The 22,011-nt window shown below is 67.0% G+C and carries 16 protein-coding genes and 2 tRNA genes; 5 read left to right on the top strand and 13 right to left on the bottom strand.

The annotated features are described in order from the left end of the window. Positions 1-23: 23 nt before the first annotated feature. Positions 24-100: transfer RNA gene (locus AC3WL8_RS06390), tRNA-Arg, on the top strand. A gap of 90 nt (positions 101-190) precedes the next feature. Here the strand turns inward: AC3WL8_RS06390 and AC3WL8_RS06385 are convergent. Further along, complete coding sequence (locus AC3WL8_RS06385) at positions 191-1,084, bottom strand: hydrolase (RefSeq protein ID WP_013953236.1); 894 nt, start codon at positions 1,082-1,084, stop codon at positions 191-193. Positions 1,085-1,349: 265 nt separating this feature from the next. Between AC3WL8_RS06385 and AC3WL8_RS06380 the strand changes: the two genes are divergently transcribed. Next, the gene (locus AC3WL8_RS06380) at positions 1,350-3,107 is read left to right on the top strand and encodes a GGDEF domain-containing protein (RefSeq protein ID WP_492378019.1); all 1,758 of its coding nucleotides are present in this window, start codon (positions 1,350-1,352) and stop codon (positions 3,105-3,107) included. A 160-nt stretch (positions 3,108-3,267) separates the two neighbouring features. Here AC3WL8_RS06380 and AC3WL8_RS06375 read toward each other — a convergent pair. The 8 genes from AC3WL8_RS06375 to AC3WL8_RS06340 form a co-directional block, all read right to left on the bottom strand. Next, a tRNA-Leu gene (locus AC3WL8_RS06375) sits at positions 3,268-3,354 on the bottom strand. A 95-nt stretch (positions 3,355-3,449) separates the two neighbouring features. After that, on the bottom strand, positions 3,450-4,736 hold the full coding sequence (locus AC3WL8_RS06370; protein ID WP_153953467.1) for an amidohydrolase family protein: 1,287 nt from the start codon (positions 4,734-4,736) through the stop codon (positions 3,450-3,452). 76 nt (positions 4,737-4,812) lie between these two features. Next, positions 4,813-5,505, bottom strand: coding sequence for a TetR/AcrR family transcriptional regulator (locus tag AC3WL8_RS06365; RefSeq protein ID WP_013953239.1), 693 nt, complete (start codon positions 5,503-5,505; stop codon positions 4,813-4,815). Further along, positions 5,505-6,191: a uracil phosphoribosyltransferase gene (gene upp / locus AC3WL8_RS06360; protein ID WP_013953240.1), complete on the bottom strand. Its 687-nt coding sequence runs from the start codon at positions 6,189-6,191 to the stop codon at positions 5,505-5,507. Before upp ends, AC3WL8_RS06365 begins: the two co-directional genes overlap by 1 nt. 72 nt (positions 6,192-6,263) lie before the next feature. Then, positions 6,264-7,586, bottom strand: a complete 1,323-nt coding sequence (locus AC3WL8_RS06355) for a URC4/urg3 family protein (protein WP_013953241.1) — start codon at positions 7,584-7,586, stop codon at positions 6,264-6,266. Further along, a complete protein-coding gene (locus tag AC3WL8_RS06350; protein WP_013953242.1) occupies positions 7,583-8,821 on the bottom strand; it encodes a GTP cyclohydrolase II in 1,239 nt (412 codons plus the stop codon). The genes AC3WL8_RS06355 and AC3WL8_RS06350 overlap by 4 nt, the downstream gene beginning before the upstream one ends. 277 nt (positions 8,822-9,098) lie before the next feature. Further along, a complete protein-coding gene (locus AC3WL8_RS06345; protein WP_492378018.1) occupies positions 9,099-10,199 on the bottom strand; it encodes an acyltransferase family protein in 1,101 nt (366 codons plus the stop codon). Between the two features lie 520 nt (positions 10,200-10,719). Beyond that, complete coding sequence (locus tag AC3WL8_RS06340) at positions 10,720-11,454, bottom strand: GntR family transcriptional regulator (protein WP_041228907.1); 735 nt, start codon at positions 11,452-11,454, stop codon at positions 10,720-10,722. Positions 11,455-11,581: 127 nt separating this feature from the next. On the opposite strand from AC3WL8_RS06340, the gene AC3WL8_RS06335 reads away from it, so the two are divergent. The 3 genes from AC3WL8_RS06335 (at position 11,582) to AC3WL8_RS06325 (ending at position 15,446) form a co-directional block, all read left to right on the top strand. Beyond that, the gene (locus tag AC3WL8_RS06335; RefSeq protein WP_153953466.1) at positions 11,582-12,970 is read left to right on the top strand and encodes a class-II fumarase/aspartase family protein; all 1,389 of its coding nucleotides are present in this window, start codon (positions 11,582-11,584) and stop codon (positions 12,968-12,970) included. 86 nt (positions 12,971-13,056) lie between these two features. Then, positions 13,057-14,046 (top strand): tripartite tricarboxylate transporter substrate binding protein BugD, encoded by a 990-nt coding sequence (locus AC3WL8_RS06330; RefSeq protein ID WP_013953246.1) that lies wholly within the window; start codon positions 13,057-13,059, stop codon positions 14,044-14,046. Positions 14,047-14,051: 5 nt separating this feature from the next. After that, entirely contained in the window at positions 14,052-15,446 is a 1,395-nt protein-coding gene (locus AC3WL8_RS06325; protein WP_153953465.1) for a class II fumarate hydratase, read from the top strand. Between the two features lie 356 nt (positions 15,447-15,802). Here AC3WL8_RS06325 and AC3WL8_RS06320 read toward each other — a convergent pair whose 3' ends face one another. From AC3WL8_RS06320 to AC3WL8_RS06305, 4 genes are all read right to left on the bottom strand, one after another. Beyond that, positions 15,803-16,270, bottom strand: a complete 468-nt coding sequence (locus tag AC3WL8_RS06320) for a fumarate hydratase (protein WP_153953464.1) — start codon at positions 16,268-16,270, stop codon at positions 15,803-15,805. 383 nt (positions 16,271-16,653) lie between these two features. Next, complete coding sequence (locus tag AC3WL8_RS06315; RefSeq protein WP_013953249.1) at positions 16,654-17,007, bottom strand: hypothetical protein; 354 nt, start codon at positions 17,005-17,007, stop codon at positions 16,654-16,656. A gap of 210 nt (positions 17,008-17,217) precedes the next feature. After that, positions 17,218-18,603: an FAD-binding oxidoreductase gene (locus tag AC3WL8_RS06310; RefSeq protein ID WP_492378017.1), complete on the bottom strand. Its 1,386-nt coding sequence runs from the start codon at positions 18,601-18,603 to the stop codon at positions 17,218-17,220. 120 nt (positions 18,604-18,723) lie between these two features. Further along, positions 18,724-21,984 carry an ATP-binding protein gene (locus AC3WL8_RS06305; RefSeq protein ID WP_492378016.1) on the bottom strand — a complete coding sequence of 1,087 codons (3,261 nt, stop codon included), beginning with the start codon at positions 21,982-21,984 and terminating at the stop codon, positions 18,724-18,726. Positions 21,985-22,011: the final 27 nt, after the last annotated feature.

Here is a 22,011-nt window from a genome sequence, read left to right as displayed (position 1 = left end):
CGCTACAATGGCGCCTCTCGTGTGCGGCTGTAGCTCAGTTGGATAGAGTACTTGGCTACGAACCAAGGGGTCGTGGGTTCGAATCCTGCCAGCCGCGCCACCTATGCAGAAAGAAAAAGGGCTTCCGTTTCCGGAAGCCCTTTTTTCATTGCGGCGCTCGCATTTGGCGCCGCCCTCCCTGTTACCACCCCTACCACCGATAGCGCGCCCCGACCGTTCCGCCCGGGTTGCGCCCTGCCCTCACCTTGAACCATAGCTTCATGCCGGTCGACGTATTGCCATGCGCGCCGATGTTGAAGGAGAACAGCCCGCGCAGCAGGTCGGCATCGATCTTGGTGCCGTTGATGTTGATGACCTGCTTGCGGCTGTCCTGCCACCAGTCTGCCTCGACGAAGGGATAGATGCCGGCCAGCCGCGTCGGCTGCGCGCCGTACAGGCGCACGCCGATACCGGCGGCGCTGGCATCGCCGGGCATGGCTTCCATCGGCATGCCGGAGACGGGAGACGTGCCAGGCTGGTAGGCCAGCTGCAAGCGCGGCTGGATGGTCAGCCCGCCTGCGCGCGGCACCACGGCATCGACCGCCAGCGCCATGGTGCGCATGCGGCTGTCGGTAAAACCGCCTGCGGTGGTGATGTCGTCCAGGTGCAGCGACACCCGGCGCGGGCGCTCCATGGCGGCGGTTTCACGGTCCACCGCGGCGAGACCGGGAGCATCGTCATCGGGCCCGGCGCCGGTGGCAAGCGTTAACGCGGATGGGGACGACGGCGACAGCGCGGCATACTCGACGGTGACGGGCTCGGCGGGCGTGGCGGACCAGGCAGGAGAAGCTGTGTCGGCAACCAGCAGATCAGGCACGTCGGCCATGACGGCCTGCCCGGGTTGCGTCTGCAGCGGCTGGTCCCAGCCGGAGACGCCATGGTTTTCCGGAACGGCGTCCTCTGCATGGGCCAGTGCACACATCAGCATGGCCAGGATGACGCTGTACTGCAGGTGATGCAGGACCATGCCGGGGTGCGCAGCACGTGCGTGCCACCCGGGGCAAGTCCCCGCCTCCCTTTCTCTCGATGACAAGACCGTAGTCATGGCAACCACCTTCGGACGTTATATGTGCCTGCCCGATGAGTTTGAGCATAGGTCAAATGCCCTGCCAGCGTTAGCCGGGAGTGTTCGGCCGCGCGCGCCCCGCGCGACGCTGTCGGCCAGCAAATTTGGCCTGGCCGCTGCGCCTTTTCGTCAATAATGGCGGTCATGACAAATCTTGCAGACATAGCCCGGCATGCTGCCGCCGGGAGCAAACCTTATGGCCTTGTGGCGACGTGCGCGCCGGCGTGAGTCCGAGCCCGGGGGCATGGCGCCGCCAGCCGGGCGCAGCCGCAGCCTGAAGCGCAAGCTGGCGATCGCCACGGCGGTCGGCGGGCTCTGCACCCTGGTGCTCGCCGCGCTGGTGATGGCCCGCTCGTATGGCGACTTCACCTCGGCCCGGCAGAACCTGTACGACATCTCGGCGTACCGCGAGTTGCTGGACGCCGCCAACGTGCTGTCCGCTGAACGCGGACCGGCCAACAGCGTGCTGGGAGAGCCACCCTCGCCCCACACCGCCGCGCGCGAACGCCTGCAAACCTTCCGCGCCCGCAGCGACGCCGCGCTGGCGCGCTTGGCCGCGCCGCCGCCGGCACCCTTCGGCCTGCACCACCACCACCTGCCGCCGCTGATGGTCGAGCGCGTGCGCGAACGCCTGGCGCGGGCGCGGGCCGAGATCGACGATCTCGCCGGGCGCCCGCGCCAGGACCGTGACATGGACGAGATCCGACACGCCATCGAAAGCATGTTCGAGGTCGTGGACGCGCTGCAGCCGGCCCTCGCCTGGCAGGTGCGCGAGCTCTCCGCCTGCGACGACGGCCTGGCGGCGCCGGCCCTGACAGGCAGGATGCTGGGCGACCTGCGCGAGTATGGCGGGCGCATCGCCTCGCAAATCATGGCGCCCGTGGCGGCGCGCCAGCCGATGCCGGTGCAGAGCCTGGTGGATGCCACGCGCTCGCGCGGCCGGCTGCTTGAGCTATGGCAGCTGGCAGGGCCGGCGTACAACATGTTCGGCGCCGTGCCCGCGCTGGAGCAGGCATACGCCGACGCCAGCCACCAGTTCTTCGGCCAGGGCCTGGCCATGATCGACAGCCTGGTTGCGCAGGGCCGCGTGTCGGGCCATTACTCGATGACGCCGACGGAGCTGACCAACCGCTATGTGCGCACGCTGGAGCCGCTGGAGCGGCTGCGCAGCGTATTCCTGGATGAGGTGGTCGCGCATTTCACCGCAACGCGCGCACAGGCGCTGCGCGAGCTGACGGCCGCGTGCGGCACGTCGGCGCTGATCCTTGCCGTGCTGGGATACGTGCTGGTGTTCACGCAGCGCTCGGTGTTCCTGCCGCTGCTGCAAGCCGGCGACGAAGTGATCGGCCTGGCCGAGGCGCGCGGCCACCCGCACTACGCTGCGCCAGCGGCGTCCACCAGGCCCGCGGCGGAGATGCGGCGCCTGTTCGATGCCATCGAGATCCTGCGCCGCAAGCTGCGCGAGCGCGCCTCGCTGACCGCGCAACTGGAACACCAGGCGCGCACCGACAGCCTGACCGGGCTGCTGAACCGGCGCGCGCTGGAGCTGGTGGCCGCGCAGTACGCGGCACACGACAGCGCCAGCCTGGTGCTGATCGACGTGGACCGCTTCAAGCAGATCAACGACCGCCACGGCCATGCCGCCGGCGACCAAGTGCTGCGCGACCTCGCTGCGATGATGCGCGCGCTGGTGCCGCCCGAAGGCGTGCTGGCACGCTTCGGCGGTGAGGAGTTCGCGCTGCTGCTGCCGCACGGCAGGCCGGGCGAGGCCGCCGCGCTGGCCGAGACCCTGCGCGCGGAAGTCGCATCCCGCCCGGTCTACCTGTCCAGCACCACCCAGCTGCGCGTCACCGCCAGCTTCGGCGTGGCCATCGGACGCGGCGGCGAGCGCCACTGGCAGCGGCTATTCGGCGCGGCCGACGCTGCCATGTACCGCGCCAAGGCCGAAGGGCGCAACTGCGTTCGCGAGGCACAGCGCGAGGAAGGGGTAGCAACCGGCTGAACCAGGCCGACCCCGGAACCAGCACGGAAACGATGGACGAAAAAAACCCGCATCGCTGCGGGTTTCTTCCAGATATCCGAGGCCGGTGCCCGGCAAGGACTCGGTCACCTACGCCGGCTGAAACGAAGAAAGGCTCGCTTGCGCGAGCCTTTCTAAATATTGGTGCCCAGAAGAGGACTCGAACCTCCACAGTGTTGCCACCGCTAGGACCTGAACCTAGTGCGTCTACCAATTCCGCCATCTGGGCTTCGTTTCGCTGCATTGCTGCCGCGATGCGAAGAACGAAATTATGCCGAGCCCGACAGGGACTGTCAACTCCTTGGCGCAAAAAATTTGTGCTCCCTATTGCCCGCCGCCGTGCCGCAGGAAGTCCACCTGCGCCGGCCGGCCAGGCAGGTCCAGCGTGGCCATCGCCGGGGGCGTGCTGGCGATGGACTTGCCGGCACGCAGTACCCGCAGGCGCGTGGCGCGCAGGCGGATCGCCTCCACCGGGTCGCGCGCCTGCAGCAGCACCAGGTCGGCGCGGCAGCCAGGCGCCACGCCGTAGCCGTCCAGCCCCAGGATCTGCGCGGGCGTGGCGGTCACCGCGGCAAAGCAGGCGCGCATGGCCTCCTGCCCGGTCATCTGCGCAACGTGCAGCCCCATGTGCGCCACTTCCAGCATGTCGCCGGAGCCGAGGCTGTACCACGGATCCATCACGCAATCGTGGCCGAACGCCACCCGCACGCCGGCCTCCAGCAACTCCGGCACGCGCGTCATGCCGCGGCGCCGCGGATAGGTATCGTGCCGCCCCTGCAGCGTGATGTTGATCAGCGGATTGGCGATCGCCGCCACGCCGGCCTCGCGCATCAGCGGGATCAGCTTGGACACGTAGTAGTTGTCCATGGAATGCATCGAAGTCAGGTGCGAGCCCGCCACCCTGCCCTGCAGGCCGAGCCGGACGGACTCGCTGGCCAGCGTCTCGATATGGCGCGACAGCGGGTCGTCGCTCTCGTCGCAATGCATGTCGACGCGCAGGCCGCGGTCCGCCGCCAGTTCGCACAGCAGCCGGACCGATTCGGCGCCCTGCGCCATGGTGCGCTCGAAATGCGGGATGCCGCCGACCACGTCGACGCCCATGTCCAGCGCGCGCTTCAGGTTGTCCAGCGCGCCGGGCGCGCGCAGCACCCCGTCCTGCGGGAACGCCACCAGCTGCAGGTCCAGGTAAGGACGCACGCGCTCGCGCACGTGCAGCAGCGCCTCCACCGCCAGCAGCCGCGGATCACACACGTCCACATGCGAGCGGATCGCCAGCAGCCCGCGCGCCACCGCCCAGTCGCAATAGGCCAGTGCGCGCTCGACCAGCGCTTCCTGCGTCAGCATCGGCTTGAGCTCGCCCCACAGCGCAATGCCTTCGAGCAGCGTGCCCGACTGGTTCACGCGCGGCAGACCGTACGACAGCGTGGCGTCCATATGGAAGTGCGCATCGACGAACGGCGGCGTCACCAACTGGCCGGCCGCATCGATCTCCTCGGCGGCGCGTGCAGCCAGTGCCGGCTCAACCGCGGCGATGCGGCCTGCGGCAATGCCGATATCGATGTCGGTGCGCCCGTCGGGCAGGTTGCAATGCCGCAGGATCAGGTCGAGCATGGGGGTCTCTCAGGCAGCAGGCACGGCGATGTTCTCACGGCGCCGGCTCGGGCGCCACGGTGGGCGGGTCCAGGCGTCATACGCGCCGGTCGGGCGCCGCAGGCTCGGGCTCGAGTCCGCAGCCGCGCAGCAGCAGCGCCACCAGGTGCTCGGTGGCCTGCGCATAGTCCTGCTGCTTCAGCTGGCTGACGCCGAGCACCGCGCATACCTGCGACTCGAAATCCGCATAGGTCTGCGTGGCCGCCCAGATCGTGAAGAACAGGTGCTGCGGGTCGACCGGCGCCATCTGGCCGCGGTCGATCCACTGCTGCACCACCGCCGCCTTGCGCGACACCAGCTCGCGCAGCACCTGCCGCAGGACCTCGCCGATCTCATGCGCGCCGTGCAGCAGTTCATTGGCAAATACGCGCGATGCATCCGGATGACTGGCCGACAGCCGCATCTTGGCGCGGATGTATTGTTCCAGCGCCACCTGCGGCGGCAGCTCGGCGCGGATGATATCGGTCTCCGACAGCCACAGCTGCAGCGTATGCGCCAGCACGGCGCGGTACAGCGCCTGCTTGGTGCGGAAGTAGTAATGCAGGTTGGACTTTGGCACGCCGGCGCGCATTGCGATCTCGGCCATGGTGGCGCCGGCAAAGCCCGCGCGCGCGAAGACATGCTCGGCCGCGTGCAGGATCATGGCCTGGTTCTCCTGCCGGATGCGCCCGCCCGGGGCATCGCACGCGGGTAGCGGGCGCCGCGCCGTGGCGCTGGCGGGCGCGTCCATCAGCGCGTGCCGTAGAGGCGGTCGCCGGCGTCGCCCAGCCCGGGCACGATATACCCGTGCTCGTTGAGCGTGTCGTCGATGGCCGCGGTGACGATGCCGACCTCAGGGTGCGCTGCACGCAGCGCGCGCAGCCCGGGGCGCGAGGCGATCAGGCACACGTACTTCATGGTGGTGACGCCGGCCTCTTTCAGGCGGTTCAGCGCGGCGATGGCCGAGTTGCCGGTGGCTAGCATCGGGTCCACCACGATCACCATGCGCTCCTGGATGTCTTCCGGCATCTTGAAGTAGTACTCGATCGGCTCCAGCGTCTCGGGGTCGCGGTACAGGCCGATATGCCCGACGCGCGCCGCCGGCAGCAGTTCCAGCATGCCGTCGATAAAGCCGTTGCCCGCGCGCAGGATCGACACCAGGCACAGCTTCTTGCCGGACAGCACCCGCGACTGCATCGGCGCGATCGGCGTGCGGATGGCGACGGTCTCCATGGCCAGGTCGCGCGTGGCTTCGTAGGTCAGCAACTGGCTGATTTCGCGCACCAGCCGGCGGAAGTTGTCGGTGGTGGTCTCCTCGCTGCGCACCAGGGTGACCTTGTGCTGCACCAGCGGGTGGTCGACGACCAGCACGCCGGGCAGGCCGGCAGCATCGGCATCGAGTGGGTCAACAGCGGGAACAGCGGACATGTCGTTCATGGTGACGCTCCTGATGCCACGTTTCACATGCAATGCCTGCCAGCAACGTCGGCCGCCTGGCGGCCGACGTGCTCAGAACACGGTGCCGTCGCTGATGATGGCGAACGGCGGCGCGCCACCCGGGCGCCGCTTGGCGGCAATGCGGCGCCCCGCCGCCCAGGTGCCGCCTTCCAGCACGCGCGCCAGCGGGAAATTTTCTTCCTGCAAGCCAAGCGCCTGGCGCACGCCGTCGGCCACCAGGTCCAGGCCGGTCACTGTCAGCGCGCGCCATTCGACGATCACGGGCTCATCCACCGCATGCGGCACGGCGGCAAAACCGGGGTCGCGCGGCACCATCAGCTCGAAGTCGTAGAGCAGGCCGCCGTTGCGGTATTCGGGCAGGCCCGTCAGCGCGTCCAGCCCGGTCACGGTCAGGCCGGCGTCTTCCAGCGGCTCCAGCAGTGAATAGGTCAGCCATTGCGTGAGCTTGTGGAACGGTACCAGCCCGCCCGGCGCGGCCGGATGCCGCCAGCAGTCGCCCAGCGAAACGCCTTCGACAATGATCCGCCCCGGCCATACCGGCCCCAGGCCGACCAGCAGCGTGCGCAGCAGGAAGCCGGCGTCGAGCTGCCCGTTGACCGCATGCGCCTTCAGGTAGTCGTAGAGGTTGCCCAGCCGCGCCGGCCGGCCGAACAGCGCCGGAGTCGCCTCCATCACCTCGCCCAGGCGGCGCAGCAGGCCGGCGCGGCCTTCCAGCCCCACCAGCGGGTTGTGCTGCGCGACCTGGAAGGCGTGGGCGATGCTGTCGGCATCGATGCGCTGCAGCCGCTCGGCGTCCGCGCGCAGCGGATCGCCCGGCGCGGCCGAGAAGCCGCCGCGCGCGAACAGGACGAAGCTGGCCACGCCCAGCCCTTCCGAGCGCGTCAGCACCAGGTCGCTGGCCGGATCGCGGTAACGCCAGTCCGGGCCGGCGCCGGCATCCAGCAGTACGCTTGGAATGACCAGGTCGATGCCGATGCGGGCGCGCTCCTCGCGGTGCTCTGGCCCGCTCAGCGCGGCACGCTCGCACAACACCTGCCAGCGGTCCGCGCGCTGGTCGACGGCGCCACTTTCAAAATGGCGCCAGCGGCTGTGGTACGGCACCTGCAGGTCCGGATAGCGCTGGCGGATGGTGCTGGCGACATAGTCGGCAATTGCATGCACGCGGTCCGGATGCCAGGTGAAAAGCTCGGACGCGCCGCTGGCCACGTGTTCGGTGACCGCCGCGCAATGCGTGCGCACCGCCTCGGCACACAGCAGCGCCGAGGCGGGATGCCCTTCCGGCACCGGGCTCAGCCAGCCGGCACCCGGCCGCATCTCGTTACCTGTGCCCTGGCGGTCCATGCCGGGCTTGCCATCCTCGGGAAACATCGTCATTCGTTCAACCCCCTGCCCTTTGCCAGGGCCAGTTCGTTCGCATCCGGCGGCGTGTAGTGCGTAAAGTAGCCGGCGGCCACCTTGGCATCGATCTCGACACGGGCATCGGCGGGGATCAGGGCCTCGGGGATGGCCACCTGCTCGACCACCTCGATGCCCTGCGCCACCAGCGCGCCATGCTTCATGTTGCTCATCGACGCCCAGCGGTCGATGCGGCGGATGCCCAGCCAATGGAACACATCCGGCATCAACTCCTGGAAACGCATGTCCTGCACGCCTGCCACGCATTCGGTGCGGGCAAAGTAAGTCTCGGCACGGTCGCCGCCCACCTGCCGCTTGCGGGCGTTGTAGACCAGGAACTTGGTCACCTCGCCCAGCGCGCGGCCCTCCTTGCGGTTGTAGACCACCAGCCCGACACCGCCCTGCTGCGCCATCTCGATGCACACCTCGATGCCATGTGCCAGATACGGCCGGCAGGTACAGATGTCTGACCCGAACACATCCGATCCGTTGCATTCATCGTGCACGCGGCACGCCACGCGGGTCTCGGGCTTGCCCAGCTGGCTGACGTCGCCGAAGAAGTACAGCGTCATGCCGCCGATGGGCGGAAGGAACACCTTCAGGTCCGGCCGCGTCACCAGTTCCGGGAACATGCCGCCGGTCTGCTCGAACAGGCTGCGGCGCAGCACGCTTTCCTTGATGCCGAAACGGGCCGCCAGCCCGGGTAGGTACCACACCGGGTCGACCGCCGCCTTGGTCACCCGCACGTCGCCATTGGCATGGAGGATGTCGCCGTCGGGCTTGAGCCGGCCGGCCGCAATGGCCGACACCAGCTCCGGCATGTTGATATGCGCACGGGTGACGGCGATGGTCGGGCGAATATCCACGCCGGCCGCGATGCGGTCGGCAAAGACGGTGGAAACCAGGTGGCCCCAGGGATCCAGCGAGACAATTTTCTCCGGGTCGCCCCATTGCGGATGCGGCCCAATGGCTTCCGCCGGCGCGGTATCGGTCAGGTCGGTGCGATGGTCGCGCTGCAAAGCGCCCGCGGCAACCGCCAGGGCCCGGTAGATGGCGTAGGCGCCAGCATGAGTGCCGATCACATTGCGCTGTGCCGGATTCGCCAGGCTGGCGATGACCGGCCCGCGCTCGGCCGCCGTGGGGGCGCCCCAGTGGATGGGCTCGGCCGGCTTGTCGCGGCGTGCGTGTGAGGTGAGGACGATATGGTCGGACATGGCACCCTCGGTTCCCGATGGAATCCTGACCAAATGGTCAGGTTTACGATTCCATACTAGGCAACCTTTGTGCCATCGCCCAATGCCCGTTTACGCGAGTGTTGCGGCAATGTGTGTGGCGCCGAACGCAAGTCCGCGCTGGCGGCATGCACGCATCGCGTGCCGGCGGCGGGACATCGCGGGTGCATACGCACCAACAAAAGGCGCGCACGGCCATGCGGGCACGGCGCCGTCCGGGGCAAACCGTGCCGCCGCTGCGCGGCAGTGCCTGCAAGCATTACACGCTTTGCCGGCCGGCGGGGTCGCGGCCGTTGCCCAGCAGCGCACGCAGCGCCGCCAGCAGCTGGGCGCTTTCGATGTAGCGATAAAACAGCACGCCGGCCACATTGCTGAGCCCCCACGCGGCAACCATGCCGAGCGCGTTCAGCACCGGCTGGCCCGGCGCCAGGTTCGACACCAGCGCGTTGACCAGCAGGCAAACCGGAAAGTGAACCAGGAACACCGAATAGGAAATGCGCCCGAAGAAGCCGACCACGCGCGCCCGCGGCCAGCGCTCCAGCCAGCCGCCGCGGCGCGCCACCGCCAGCAGCAGCGCAGTGGCAAGCGCCACCGCGATGCGCAGCCGGAAATCCACCGCCAGCGCCGCCAGCGCGACCGCGCCGATAAGCAGCAGCGGCAACACCGGGCGGCCGGGGTTGGACGCCCAGTAGGCCAGCGCCCCCATGCCATAGGCGCCGAAGAAGTACACGGCCCAGATATCCCACGCGGCATCGCGGTTGAACCAGAACAGCGACGCCACCGCCACCAGCGCCACGATGCCGATGCTGGCCCCGGCACCCGCCGGCGCTTTCCCGCCCGCCACGGCGCGCGCGGCCCACAGCGCGCCCAGCAGCAGCGCAAACAGCTGCAGGTCGATAGCCACGTACCAGACCCCGGCCGAGAGCGCATCGACATCGAGCACGTTATGCAGCAGCGTCACGTGCGCCAGGAACTGCAGCAGGCCGGGCGGCGCGGGGATCGAGTCGTGCACCATCCAATGGCGCGCCAGGGCGGCACCGGCAATGCTGAGCAGCAGCGCCGCGGCAAAGGGCACCACCAGCTTCTGGTAGCGCCGCCACAGCACCAGCAGCGGATGCTGGCGGATCTCCAGCCGGCCATGCGGCGCCAGGCTGCGCGCGGCGAGAAAGCCGCTGATCACTAGGAAGACCTGCACAGCGATGCGGGCGTAGTCGTACAGCCAGTCCACCAGCCCCGGGGCCAGCCGATACGCGGTATCGGACATCGGGCCATAGAAGGCCAGGTGATGGAGCACGATCAACTGGGAGCTGACCGCTTTCAGGGCGTCGATGCAAGGCAGGCGCGACGGACGAGGGCTCATTGTTATAGGAATGCTGCAATTGCCACGGAAGGCGCGATTCTACCTGCTTGCACCGGCTCTAATATGGCGCATACGCCACTACCTATAGATTCGTTACACACTGCCCCGGCTTGTTGCGAGTTTGCCGTCGCGGCCCAAAATTCAACTGTCGGGTGGATAGGGGGGACGTCAGGCTTGAACCACGCATTCAAGGGACGCTTCTTTGTGCGCCAGTAGGCTAAGCTACAATCACCATTGCCACTGGGGCCCGCTTATGCAGCACCGCACGCTCTTCTCCCGCGCCGGTCACGCCTTCCGTTGCGGCTTGGCTGTGTGCTCCCTCATCGCCCTTCTGTCCGCGGCCCTGGCGGGATGCGAGGGAGTCCCGCGGGATACCGCGGCGACACCGCCACCGCCCCGTCAACCGATTGCGCCCAGCGACGACGTGTACCCCGCCCCGACCACGGTGCGCGACACGAGACCTGCGGCGCGCACTCCGTAGGCGGCATTTGCCGGCCGCGCCCCAGCAACCGCGGCCTGATTAGCCGGCCGAGCGCTGCAAGCGCATCGATACCGAAAAGCTGTCCGCGGGATGCACCGTCACCGAGACTTCGAACGTCTCGCCGGCCGCATCCATATAGCGCCGCACGATCTTCAGCGCCGCGGCGCCAGGGTCCAGCCTGAGCGCGTCAGCAACGCGCCGGTCGCTGACCGCAACCGCGCGCACATCCTGGTAGATCTCTGCAATCTGCCGGTCATAGCGTGACTCGATCAGCGTGCTGACCAGCGTGTCGGGCGACTCCCGCACCATCTCGCCGATCTCCGCATAGGCAGGATCCACGTAGACATCGGTCCACGCCATCGGCGTGCCGTCCTTGCCGCCATCCATGCGCAGGCTAGAGATGCGCAGCCAACGCGCACCGGGCGCGCAGCCGATTTCCGCCGCGACGTCGGCCGGCACGGCAACCTCCTCGACCGACTGCACCACGCGCAGGTGCTCCGCGCCGAACTGCACCAGGTCATCCACCGACGCCAGCGACGGCCGGAACACCGGCCGCGGCCTGGCCGATTCCACCCGCGTGCCCACGTTCTTGCGCCGCGACACCAGTCCCAGCTGCTGCAACTCCTGCAGCACCGCACGGATGGTGTAGCGGCTGGCCTGGTACTGCTCGCACAGCTCGAATTCGGTGGGCAGCAGCGACCCGACCGCGTAGCGGCCGGTGGTGATCCCCTCGATAAGTTGCCTGCTGATCTCTGCTGGATTGGATTTATTCATGACCGCCTGCCGCGTCACAACCATTGAACGCGGGTTAACCCTCATTTTCTAAATATGTTCGAACATATTTAATGTGGATATGTTCGAACATATTACCGGACTGCCCCTTTCCCCTCAAGGTAGCACCATGACCCTGTTCTCTGCCCCCACCGCCAGCACCGTCGTTGATTCCATCCTGTTCCGCGATGCCTTTGGCACCGCCAAGATGCGCCAGATCTTCTCCGATGTGGCGCTGATCCAGCGCTATATCGACGTCGAGGTCGGGCTCGCCAGGGCCGAGGCCAGGGTCGGCGTGATCCCGGCGGAAGCAGCCGAGGTCATCGCCCGCGAATCGCGCCTGGAGCGCATCGACTTCGACCACATGCGCGAGGAGACCGACATTGTCGGCTATCCGATCCTGCCGCTGGTGCACCAGCTGGTAGCGATGTGCGGCGAGGCCGGACGCTACGTGCACTGGGGCGCCACCACGCAAGACATCATGGACACCGCGGTCGCGCTGCAGGTGCGCGACGCGCTCGACAGCATCGACGCCGATATCCGCGAACTGCGCGGCATCCTGGCCGACCTGGCGGTGAAGCACCGCGACACCCCGATGGCGGGCCGAACCCACCTGCAGCAGGCGCTGCCGGTGACCTTCGGCTACAAGGTGGCGATCTGGCTGGCCATGTTCGACCGCCACCAGCAGCGCCTGGCAGAACTGCGCCCCCGCGTGGCCGTGGTCGAATTCGCCGGCGCCGCGGGCACGCTGGCGTCGCTGGGCGGACAAGGCGACAACAAAGGCTTCGTCGTGCAGGAAGCCCTGGCTGAAGAACTGGGCCTGGGCGTTCCCGCAACCACCTGGCACGTGGCGCGCGACGGCTTTGCCGAGGCAGTGAACCTGCTCGCACTAATCACCGGCTCGCTCGGCAAGATCGCGCTCGACATCATGATCATGGCGTCGACCGAGTTCGCCGAGGTCTACGAGCCCTTCGTCAAGGGCCGTGGCGCCAGCAGCACCATGCCGCAGAAGCGCAACCCGATCTCCAGCGAGCTGATGCTGGCGGCCTCCAAGGCGGTGCGCCAGCACGCCGGCCTGATGGTCGACGCGATGGTGCAGGACTTCGAACGCGCCACCGGCCCCTGGCATGCGGAATGGATCGCCATCCCCGAGAGCTTCATCCTGAGCGCCGGCGCGCTGCACCAGGCCAGGTTCGCGCTGGGCGGCCTGATCGTCGATGAAGCCCGCATGAAGCACAACCTGGGCATCTCCAAGGGCCTGATCGTGGCCGAGGCCGTGATGATGGGCATGGCCCCCCATATCGGCCGCCAGCAGGCGCACGACGTAGTCTACGACGCCTGCCGCACCGTCAACGAACACGGCGGAACGCTGGCCGACGCGCTCGCCGCGCTGCCCGAGGTCACCCAACACTTCGACCGCGCCACCATCGACCGCATGACCGATCCGGCCAACTACCTGGGCCTCGCGCCGCAGATGGTCGACCGCGCCATTGCCCTTTCCAAGCAATCCGCAGCCTGAAACCGCAGACCAGTCGCCCGGCATGCCGCTGAACAAGGCACAGGCGATCTGCCATCACAAGAACACCGACACAGGAGACAAACCCCATGAACCCCATCAGCAAGCTGGCCGCGTGCGCGGCACTGGCCATCGCCACGGCGGCGGCCGCTACCCCGGCGTTGGCCCAGGCCTGGCCGACCAAGCCGATCACCTGGATCGTCCCGTTCGCAGCGGGCGGACCGACCGACGCGCTGGCGCGCACCATTGCCGAGCGCGTCTCGCGCGAGGTCGGCCAGTCGATCATCATCGAAAACTCGCCGGGCGCCGGCGGCACTGTCGGCGCGGCCAAGGCGGCGCGCGCGCCGGCTGACGGCTACACCATGCTGGTGGGGCACATGGGCTACATGGGCGCGGCCCCCGCGCTGTACAAGAAGCTGCCCTACGACCCGGTCAAGGATTTTGCGCCGGTGTTCCGCTTCCCGGATACGCCGATGGTACTGATGGTGCGCAAGGACCATCCCGCCAAGGACGTGCGCGCGCTGGTCGAGTACGGCAAGAAGAACCCGGGCAAGCTCAATATCAGCAACGCCGGCATGGGCTCCACCTCGCACCTGGTGGCGACGCTGTTCGCCGCGTCGGCGGGTATGCAGGTGTCGCTGGTGCCGTACAAGGGCGCCGGCCCCGCGCTGATCGACGTGATCGGCGGGCAGGTGGATGGCATGTTCGACCAGACCAATACCGCGCTGCCGCAGATCACCGAGTCCAAGGTGCGGCCACTGGCGGTGACCTCGGCCACCCGCGTGGCGCAGCTCAAGGATGTGCCGACGCTGGCGGAGTCGGGGCTGCCCGGCTTTGAAGCCAGCACGTGGTACGGCATCTACGCGCCCAGGGGCACGCCGCAGGCCGTGGTCGACAAGATGCAGCAGGCCTACCTGAAGGTGATGAGCGACAAGGCCTTCACCGGCAAGATGACCGCACAGGCAATCCAGATGCTGCCGCCTGAGCAATACACCGCCGCGGCGCTGGGCAAGCACACCCAGTCCGAGATCACCCGCTGGAAGACCGTGGCGGCCAAGGCCAACATCTCGCTGGACTGAGCACCATGTCCGGATTGCGCATAGAACACGACGCCTTCGGGCCGGTCGACATCCCCGCCGACCGCTACTGGGGCGCCCAGACGCAGCGGGCGCTGGCGATCTTCGAGGTCGGAGAAGAACGCTTCCCCGCCTGCCTGGTCCACGCCTTCGGCGCGCACAAGATGGCGGCGGCCAAGGCCAACCTGCGCTGCGGCGTGCTGGATGCCGCCATCGCCGAGGCCATCATCGCCGCCGCGGCCGAGTTGCGCAGCGGCCAGTTCGACAGCCATTTTCCGCTGACCATCTGGCAGACCGGCTCGGGCACGCAGACCAATATGAACGCCAACGAGGTCATCGCCAACCGCGCCAACGAGCGGCTAGGCCAGGCCCTGGGCACGCGCGCGCCGGTGCACCCGAACGACCACGTCAACGCGTCGCAGTCTTCCAACGACAGTTTCCCGACCGTCATGCACATGACCGCCGCGCTGGAACTGGAAGACCGCCTGCTGCCCGCGCTGGCGCTGCTGCGCGACACCCTGCGCGAGCGCGCCCACGCCTTTGCGGATGTGCTCAAGATCGCGCGCACGCACCTGATGGATGCCGTACCCATGACCATGGGCCAGGCCTTCGAAGGCTTCACCGCGCAGGTCGATCACGCCATCGAGCGCGTGCGCGACGCCCTGCCCCGCATGCTGTTGCTGCCGCAGGGCGGCACTGCGGCCGGCACCGGCCTGAACGCGCCGGCGGGCTTCGCCCAGGCGTTTTGTGCGGAAGCCAGCCAGCTGACGGGCCTCGCCTTCCGCCCCAACCCGTGCAAAGTCGAGGGCATGGCCGCGCACGATGCACTGGTCGAACTGTCCGGCGTGCTCAACGTGATCGCCGTCTCCTTCACCAAGATCGCCAACGACCTGCGCTGGCTCGGCTCGGGCCCGCGCTGCGGGCTCGGCGAGCTGCTGATTCCGGAGGACGGCCTGACCTCGTCGATCATGCCCGGCAAGCGCAACCCGACCATCGCCGAGGTAATGGTGCAGGCCGCCATGCAGGTAGCCGGGAATCATGTCACGGTGACCATGGCTGGCGCCTCCGGCAGCTTTGAACTGAACGTGGCCAAGCCGGTGCTGATCTACAACGTGCTGCAGTCGGTGCGCGTGCTGGCCGACAGTGCGCGGGTGTTCGCGCAACGGCTGGTGCAGGGGCTGGTCCCCAACCAAGATCAGCTGGCACGCAACCTGGACAGTCCGCTGCTTGCGGTGACCGCGCTCAACCCGGTGCTGGGCTACGACCGTGCAGCGCAGATCACGACGCATGCCGTTGCGAAGGGAATTTCGCCGCGGGAAGCCGCGATTGCGCTAGGATTTCTGAGCGGTGAGGAATTTGACCGGCTGGTGAACCCGATGCGTCTGGCGAAGGGGAACCCATAGGCATCAACCGCTGCGGCGATACTCACGGTCGCGAAATTGCTGATCACTTAGTCGTCTGCTTTCGGCCAGGACGAGACTTGCTACGACCCACGCGGCGGTGACCGCGTTATGGCAAGCTACAGTCACGCCTCGATCAAATGTCCGATACCTATGACCAAGCGCAAACCATGGATCTATGGAAGTGCCATCATCGGCCGTGACTGCTTGCAGCAAGACAGCTCATTCGATGCTCTAGTGAAAGAAGGGGGGTAAAGCCGTCAGCACAAAGTTCGTCGGCTTCAGCATTTCTCAGCAGTGCCCCCCATCTTGCATCAATCGGCTGGTTGGCGACATCGCGTTACCAGCCGAGGCAAGGATCACGCCGACGCTTCAGGCGACGCTACAGCCGGAACCACTTTCTTCGCCGAAGCCCGCTTCTTCGTCACAAATTTCACTGCGACCGCCTTCGGGCCTGCTTTCGCGGCAACCTTGCCCTTAGTACCGGGTGCGGCCTTTTTCGCGACTGCTTTCGTTACGGCAGCTTTACTGCCCGTCGCCTTCTTGGCGCCTGCAGCCTTGGCCTTCTTCGCCAAGAGCTTGTCCTTTGCCGCTTGCTTTTCAAAACGGGCCGCGGCCTTTGCGGCTTCCACTGCCTGGGCAACCTCGCGCTTAGCCGCTTCAATTGCCTTCTTCGTGTCGGCGCGCAGCTTCAGCAAGCGCTTCTTCGCTGCCTGTGCCTCGCGGGCAAGCACGCTGGCCTTTTTCGTTGGCACGACCACCTTCTTTGCGGCAGGCTTGCCCTTGGCAGTTGCACTTACCCGTGTCGTTTTAGTTGTTGCGACCATGTTTTGTTATTCATAGTTGTGAGTGAAGCGCGGAGTATAACCGCACGAGTGGCGTTACATAATAGAGGTCAGTTTCTTCTTTATGTTGCGTCCAAGCGCGATCAGTCGGCGACTGAGATGCTGCCCCCTCTTCCGCAGCGCTTTCTTATTGGTATGTGGCACGTTCGCCAACTCAATCAGAGAAGCTCAGAGTGCAGCGATTCCTCGCCGCTTCCCTCCACATTGCAGGTGCCGCCGAAGGTGGACTACCGGCTGGCCGATTGGGACTTGGTTGCCTGACAGCAGGGTTGCGGCATATCGGGGCATGCTCGAATCATGGCGCATACTCCCGCGCCTGGACAACGGAGCGGGCTCAGACCAACCGCCCCGTTGCCCTGCCATGCTCAGGACAGGCACTCCCCGCTGTCGCGCGCGTCGCTGCGCGCGCCGTCGGTGAAGCCATCGCGCGAGCTGATGCGGGCGCCATCGGTGTAGGGGTCAGGCTTGCGCATGCCGTCTAGGTACGGATCAAAGCCACGGACCGCACACACGGACCTGCCCTGATGCGCGACCACGGGCAGCATGGCGGCCTCGGTGGCCGGACTGTGCGCGCCATCGGTAAAGGCGTCGCGCTGGCCGTTGTGTTCCGGCGCGGCAACGATCAGCGCATCAGCATATGCACCGGCGTGGGCGGTCTGGCTGAGCCCGGCGGCAAGTGCGGCAGCGGCAAGCAGGGTCTTGGCAAGGGTCTTATGCATTGCAATCTCCAACAGGGGTGTCGGCGGCGTTGCCGCGACGGCACTCCTCGTGCAGGCGATCAGCTACGGAACGGTATCGCCCGCACGGGATCGCCTCTGCCGTGCAAGCCGTTTCCTGGCGTGGGCCGGCTGCCATCCCATCGTGGCAGCGGCGTCGCGCCGGACTCCTGGATAAGGGGTACTTGCGCCCGATGTCGCAAGCGTGTTGCGTCAGGCGGGCCTGATGTTCTGATTTACGCGGAACAGGTTGGCCGGGTCGTATTTGCGCTTGATCTCGGCCAGTCGCGCATAGTTGTCGCGATAGGACGCCTTCACGTTGTCATTGCCCTCGTCCATCATCATGTTGATGTAGCCGCCGCCAGCAGAGTGCGGATGCAGGGCCAGCCAGTAGTCCTTTGCCCACTGCACGATGCGATCGTTGTTGGCCGGGTCGGGATCCACGCCGACAATCACGCTGGCAAAACTGGCATCGCGGTAGCTGAAGGCCGTGTCGTCGCAACTGGCGCGATGCGCTGCACCATTGATCGGATACAGGTGCATGGTCGAGTGCATCGACGGCAACTGCTGCGCGTACTTGATGTGCAGATCGATGGCCTTGTCGCTCAGGTCGCTGACGAAGTCGGCTTTCCAGTACCACTGCAAGCCCGCCGGATACAGTCCGTCGAACAGGCTCTGCAGGACAGGCCAGGGGATTGGCCCGGCAAAGTCCACCGCCGGCGGCATGGCCTCGCGAATCGGACGGAAATGCGTTTCGGCCTGGTCGAGCGGTCCGGTGTAGCACCACACTACGGCGCACATCTTCCGCAGGTGGACTTCCTCCGGGAAGGGCGCTGCGGGCGGCACCGTGACGAAACCGAACCAGCCATTGATGTCCTGCGGCGCGCTCAGGATGAAGTCGCGCCACCATGTCATCAGCTCGCGTGCCTGCTCCATCGGCCACAGCATCGGGCCGCCATAGACCGTGGCTACGGGATGAGCCTTGAACTCGAACGACGTCACCACGCCGAAGTTGCCACCGCCGCCGCGCAACGCCCAGAACAGGTCGGCATTTTCGTCGTTGCTTGCGGTGACGACTCGCCCGTCGGCCAGCACGACCTCGGCGCTGAGCAGGTTGTCGATCGTCAGGCCATAGGCGCGGCTGAGGTAGCCGATGCCGCCGCCGAGCGTCAGTCCGCCCACGCCAGTGGTCGAGATGAAGCCACTCGGCGTCGCCAGCCCGTAGGCACTGGCGGCGTGATCCACATCGCCCCAGGTGCAGCCACCGCCAACCCGCAGCGTCTTGCGTCCGGCATCGACAAACACGCCCTTCATGGGCGACAGGTCGATCACCAGTCCACCATCGCATGTGCCGAGCCCGGCGCCATTGTGCGCGCCGCCACGCACCGCCAGCAGCATCCCGCTGTCGCGCGCGGCGTTCACCGCCGCGATGACGTCCGCAACATCGACGCAGCGCGCGATGATCGCAGGACGCTTGTCGATCATTCCGTTGTACACGGCACGCGCCTGGTCGTAAGCCGCGTCGCCCGGCTGAATCAGTTGTCCCCGAAAATGCGCCTTGAGTGCGGTTGCGACGGGTTCGCTCAACGAAGCTTCCATGGTTGTCTCCTGTCCGGTTGGTATGCAGGAGTTTTAGCAACCTCGGCGTTTCGAAAGCGTTAGGTGAACCGTTACATGGGGATTCTGCCTCCCGACCGGCGCGCGGTGGTCGAGCCGAGACTAACGCGCGAGTAACGCCCGCGCCTTGACGAAGTCGGGCTGATCGAAGCCCTCGGTGAATCGCGCAAGCGGCGCCTCGACCACCTCATGCGGATTGACGCGCCCCTGCGAGGCTCGCAACGTCGTCAGTGACAGGGTGGCACGCAGTTCAAGCGGGAGCGCGCGTTGGGCTGTGGCGATCTCGATCGCCTTGATCAGCGATGACTCGGCTTCGGCAAGGTCGGCGCTGCTGCGCAGCAGCAATTCACCGCGCAGACGGCACAACTCGGCGTCCACCCAGTGCTCGCCAGTGCGCCCGGCGCATTCGAACGCCTGGTCCAAAGCCGCCAACCCGGCCTCGGTCTCTCCTACGTCGCCCAGGCATTCAGCCAGCATGCCCAGATAGAGCGGCAGGCGCAGGCGTGCGCCCGTCGCATGAAAGCCCTCGATCGCCGCCTGCATGGCCACCACCGCTTCGGCGCTGGGCGCCTGTTTCGCGTTCGCCCAGGCGAGCAGTATGCCTGCCCACGCGAAGTAGTAGCCTACGTGGTACTGCTCGGCAATCTCGTGTGCCTGGCGGGCATAGTGCAGCGTGAGACCGTACTCATGCCGCAGCGCATGCTGCGTCGCAAGATAGGACAGCGCGAGTGCCTGGGAGAACGGGTGTGCTACGCGGTTCGCCACCTCCAGCGCTTCGCGTCCACGCTGAAGGGCCTGATCGGCAAACCCCCTGAACCACAATCCATGCGCCGACCACGCGGCGGCCAGCACGCCGAAGTTACCGCCCATCAGGGACGCATGCTCGGCGTGCTGGGCCTCGTCATAAGCGCCGTGCGCGCGTTGATACGCGGGCTCGGCAGCCATCCAGTCGCCTTGCTGGACCAGACTACCCATGACGCTGGTCCATGCCATCACCGAGTAAGTATCGGAGCCCGGCGGCCCCCAGCCCGCAATCAGTTCCTCGCTCAGGCTGCGTGCCTGTGCGAGTTCCGCCCTCACCACCAGGAAAAATGAAAGGCTGACCTGAGCGCGTGCTTGCTGATTGGTGTCACCCGCCAGCCGGCTCAGTTCCACCGCGCGCCGCAGCGGCGCCTCCAGTTCGGGGGCTGCCCAGCCTCGGGCGATGCGAATCGGTGGCGCAAGGTCGAGTTGCAGGGCCAGCGATTGACTGGCGCGCTCCTGCGGATCGGCAATCCGGTCCGCTTGCGCCAGCCCGCGCGTCAGCAAGGCAATGGCATCGTCATAGGCGTACACACTCTGCGCAACGCCGGCCGCGCGTCGATAGAATGCCGCCGCCTGGGCTGGCAGACCCGCCCGCTCATAGTGCGAGGCGATCTGCGCGCTTGCCGCGTCGGGCGCATCGCCTGGCGCCTGCTCGAGCGCTCGCGCCACGCGCAAATGCAGGCGGCGGCGCTGCAGCGGACTCACGTCGGCGTACGCCACGTCGCGGATCTTGTCATGGCTGAAGTCAAAGGCCAGGCCACCACCGTCGGTCTGGCGCACGATGCGCCGCTGCCACAGCTCGTCCAATGCGCCTGCCAGGGCATCCTCGCCGAGGTCGCTTGCCTGGGCGAGGATGTCGGTCGTGAACGCCCGTCCAATGATTGCAGCAACCCCGACGATATCGCGGGCGCCCGGAGGAAGCTGTGCCAGCCGGTTCGAGATGACGGTGTAAACCTTGGGCGGCAACTTCGACGCCATGCCACCCTGTGCGTCCCCGACCGGCATGGTGTCGGAGCGAGCCCGCATCATTTCGACCGCAAACAGCGGGTTACCCTCGCTCTCTTCGAACAGCCGGGTTGCCTCCGCGTCGGCCAGCGGCCGGTCCAGGATCTGGGCCGCAATCTTTGCCGTTTCGGCAGCATCGAGTGTCCCCAATGAGATCTCGATGAACTGGTCGTCGCGGCGCAGTGCGTCCAGCAGCCGGTTCGCCGCGTGCAGCGGCATGATTTCCTCGGAGCGCGCCGTCGCGACCACCATCAGCCTTGCCGCCCCGTCGAAACGCATCAGGAAGCGCAGCCATTCGAGCGTCTCGCCGTCGCACCATTGCAGGTCGTCGAGCAGCAACAGCAGTGGCCCGCCTTGTGCAAGCACCGCTCGCGCAAGCGCCTCGAAGAACCGTTGGCGTTGCCAGTACTCGGTAAGGGGCGACGGCGGCGACAGTCCGGATTGCTGCGTGAGGAGTTCGGGCAACAGGCGCGTGACCTCGGTCAGCCACAGTCTGTCGAGATTGCCGATCGCGCCACTCAGGCCAGGGCTGCGCAGCCAGCCGGTCACCGGCGCAAACGCGAGCTGTCCCTCGGCCGCATAGGCGCGCGAATGCGCCACGGTGATGCCTTGCTCGGCCAGATGGACGAGCAGCTCCTCCGCCAGGCGTGATTTGCCGATGCCGGCTTCGCCCAGGATCAGGACAAACTGCTTGTCGGCCAGCTGGGTACGCTGCCAGACTTCAAGCAACCGGCGCCATTCGCCATGCCGGCCAATCATTGGCAGCATCGCATCCCGCGGGCGTTGGCGCTGCATTGACGCGGCCTGGCCGGCCAGCCGCGCATAGGCCTCGCGCATGGGTTCGCTGGGCAGGACGCCCAGTTCGCGCGCGAGCGTTTCCACACAGCTACGATAGGCGCGCATGGCCGATGCGTGGTCGTGGTTCAGCGCGTGCAGGCGCATCAGCGCCATGCAGGTAGGTTCGCGGCACGGGTCGAGCCGCTGCAACTGCTGTGTGTACTTCAACGCCTTTGCATAGTCGCGCCGGTCCTCACTCAGTTGACCGAGGCGCGCAAGCGCCGCGATGCACTGTTCGCGCAACCTTTCGCGCTCGGGGCGGATCCACTCGTCATAGCAGTTGGCCAGCAGGTCACCGCGATAGAGATCCGCGGCATGCGTCAGCAGCTCTTCTTCAGCGCCGGCGTCGCCGTGCCTCGAGGCCCTGGCCGCAGCCGCAAGCGCGGACTGGAACTGCGCTACATCGAGGTCGGGCGCCGAATCGGGCAGCCATTGCACCGTTTGCGCATCGGCATGGACAAACTGATCTGCCTCCGGCCAGGTCTTGCGCAGCTGAAACAGCAGTTGACGCAGGGCATTGCGCGCCTGCGCCTGCGAGGAATCAGGCCAGAACAGCACGGCGAGCTGCTGCCGCGTCTGCGGTGCGTCGCGATGCAGGACAAGGCAGGCGAGCAGTGCCTGCAAGCGGGGGGAGTTTGCGTTGAACAGGGGCGCGTCAGCGCCGTCGAGCTGGAACTCGCCAAACAAGCGTACGGAGAAGCGGGCCTGGGAAGTCATGCTGGAGCGCAATGCGGCACAAAGCGA

It is taken from the genome of Cupriavidus sp. FW305-F7, from assembly GCF_058782875.1.
Note: the sequence above shows the minus strand (reverse complement) of the source record. Positions and strands in the feature narration are given on the sequence as shown.

What these genes read in the sequence shown, in the direction of transcription:
- AC3WL8_RS06320 (WP_153953464.1), bottom strand. Translation starts at nt 16,270, where the DNA reads ATGGTCGCAACAACTAAAACGACACGGGTAAGTGCAACTGCCAAGGGC.
- AC3WL8_RS06335 (WP_153953466.1), top strand. Translation starts at nt 11,582, where the DNA reads ATGACCCTGTTCTCTGCCCCCACCGCCAGCACCGTCGTTGATTCCATC.
- upp (WP_013953240.1), bottom strand. Translation starts at nt 6,191, where the DNA reads ATGAACGACATGTCCGCTGTTCCCGCTGTTGACCCACTCGATGCCGAT.
- AC3WL8_RS06310 (WP_492378017.1), bottom strand. Translation starts at nt 18,603, where the DNA reads ATGGAAGCTTCGTTGAGCGAACCCGTCGCAACCGCACTCAAGGCGCAT.
- AC3WL8_RS06330 (WP_013953246.1), top strand. Translation starts at nt 13,057, where the DNA reads ATGAACCCCATCAGCAAGCTGGCCGCGTGCGCGGCACTGGCCATCGCC.
- AC3WL8_RS06355 (WP_013953241.1), bottom strand. Translation starts at nt 7,586, where the DNA reads ATGACGATGTTTCCCGAGGATGGCAAGCCCGGCATGGACCGCCAGGGC.
- AC3WL8_RS06370 (WP_153953467.1), bottom strand. Translation starts at nt 4,736, where the DNA reads ATGCTCGACCTGATCCTGCGGCATTGCAACCTGCCCGACGGGCGCACC.
- AC3WL8_RS06305 (WP_492378016.1), bottom strand. Translation starts at nt 21,984, where the DNA reads ATGACTTCCCAGGCCCGCTTCTCCGTACGCTTGTTTGGCGAGTTCCAG.
- AC3WL8_RS06325 (WP_153953465.1), top strand. Translation starts at nt 14,052, where the DNA reads ATGTCCGGATTGCGCATAGAACACGACGCCTTCGGGCCGGTCGACATC.
- AC3WL8_RS06365 (WP_013953239.1), bottom strand. Translation starts at nt 5,505, where the DNA reads ATGGACGCGCCCGCCAGCGCCACGGCGCGGCGCCCGCTACCCGCGTGC.
- AC3WL8_RS06340 (WP_041228907.1), bottom strand. Translation starts at nt 11,454, where the DNA reads ATGAATAAATCCAATCCAGCAGAGATCAGCAGGCAACTTATCGAGGGG.
- AC3WL8_RS06345 (WP_492378018.1), bottom strand. Translation starts at nt 10,199, where the DNA reads ATGAGCCCTCGTCCGTCGCGCCTGCCTTGCATCGACGCCCTGAAAGCG.
- AC3WL8_RS06385 (WP_013953236.1), bottom strand. Translation starts at nt 1,084, where the DNA reads ATGACTACGGTCTTGTCATCGAGAGAAAGGGAGGCGGGGACTTGCCCC.
- AC3WL8_RS06350 (WP_013953242.1), bottom strand. Translation starts at nt 8,821, where the DNA reads ATGTCCGACCATATCGTCCTCACCTCACACGCACGCCGCGACAAGCCG.
- AC3WL8_RS06315 (WP_013953249.1), bottom strand. Translation starts at nt 17,007, where the DNA reads ATGCATAAGACCCTTGCCAAGACCCTGCTTGCCGCTGCCGCACTTGCC.
- AC3WL8_RS06380 (WP_492378019.1), top strand. Translation starts at nt 1,350, where the DNA reads ATGGCGCCGCCAGCCGGGCGCAGCCGCAGCCTGAAGCGCAAGCTGGCG.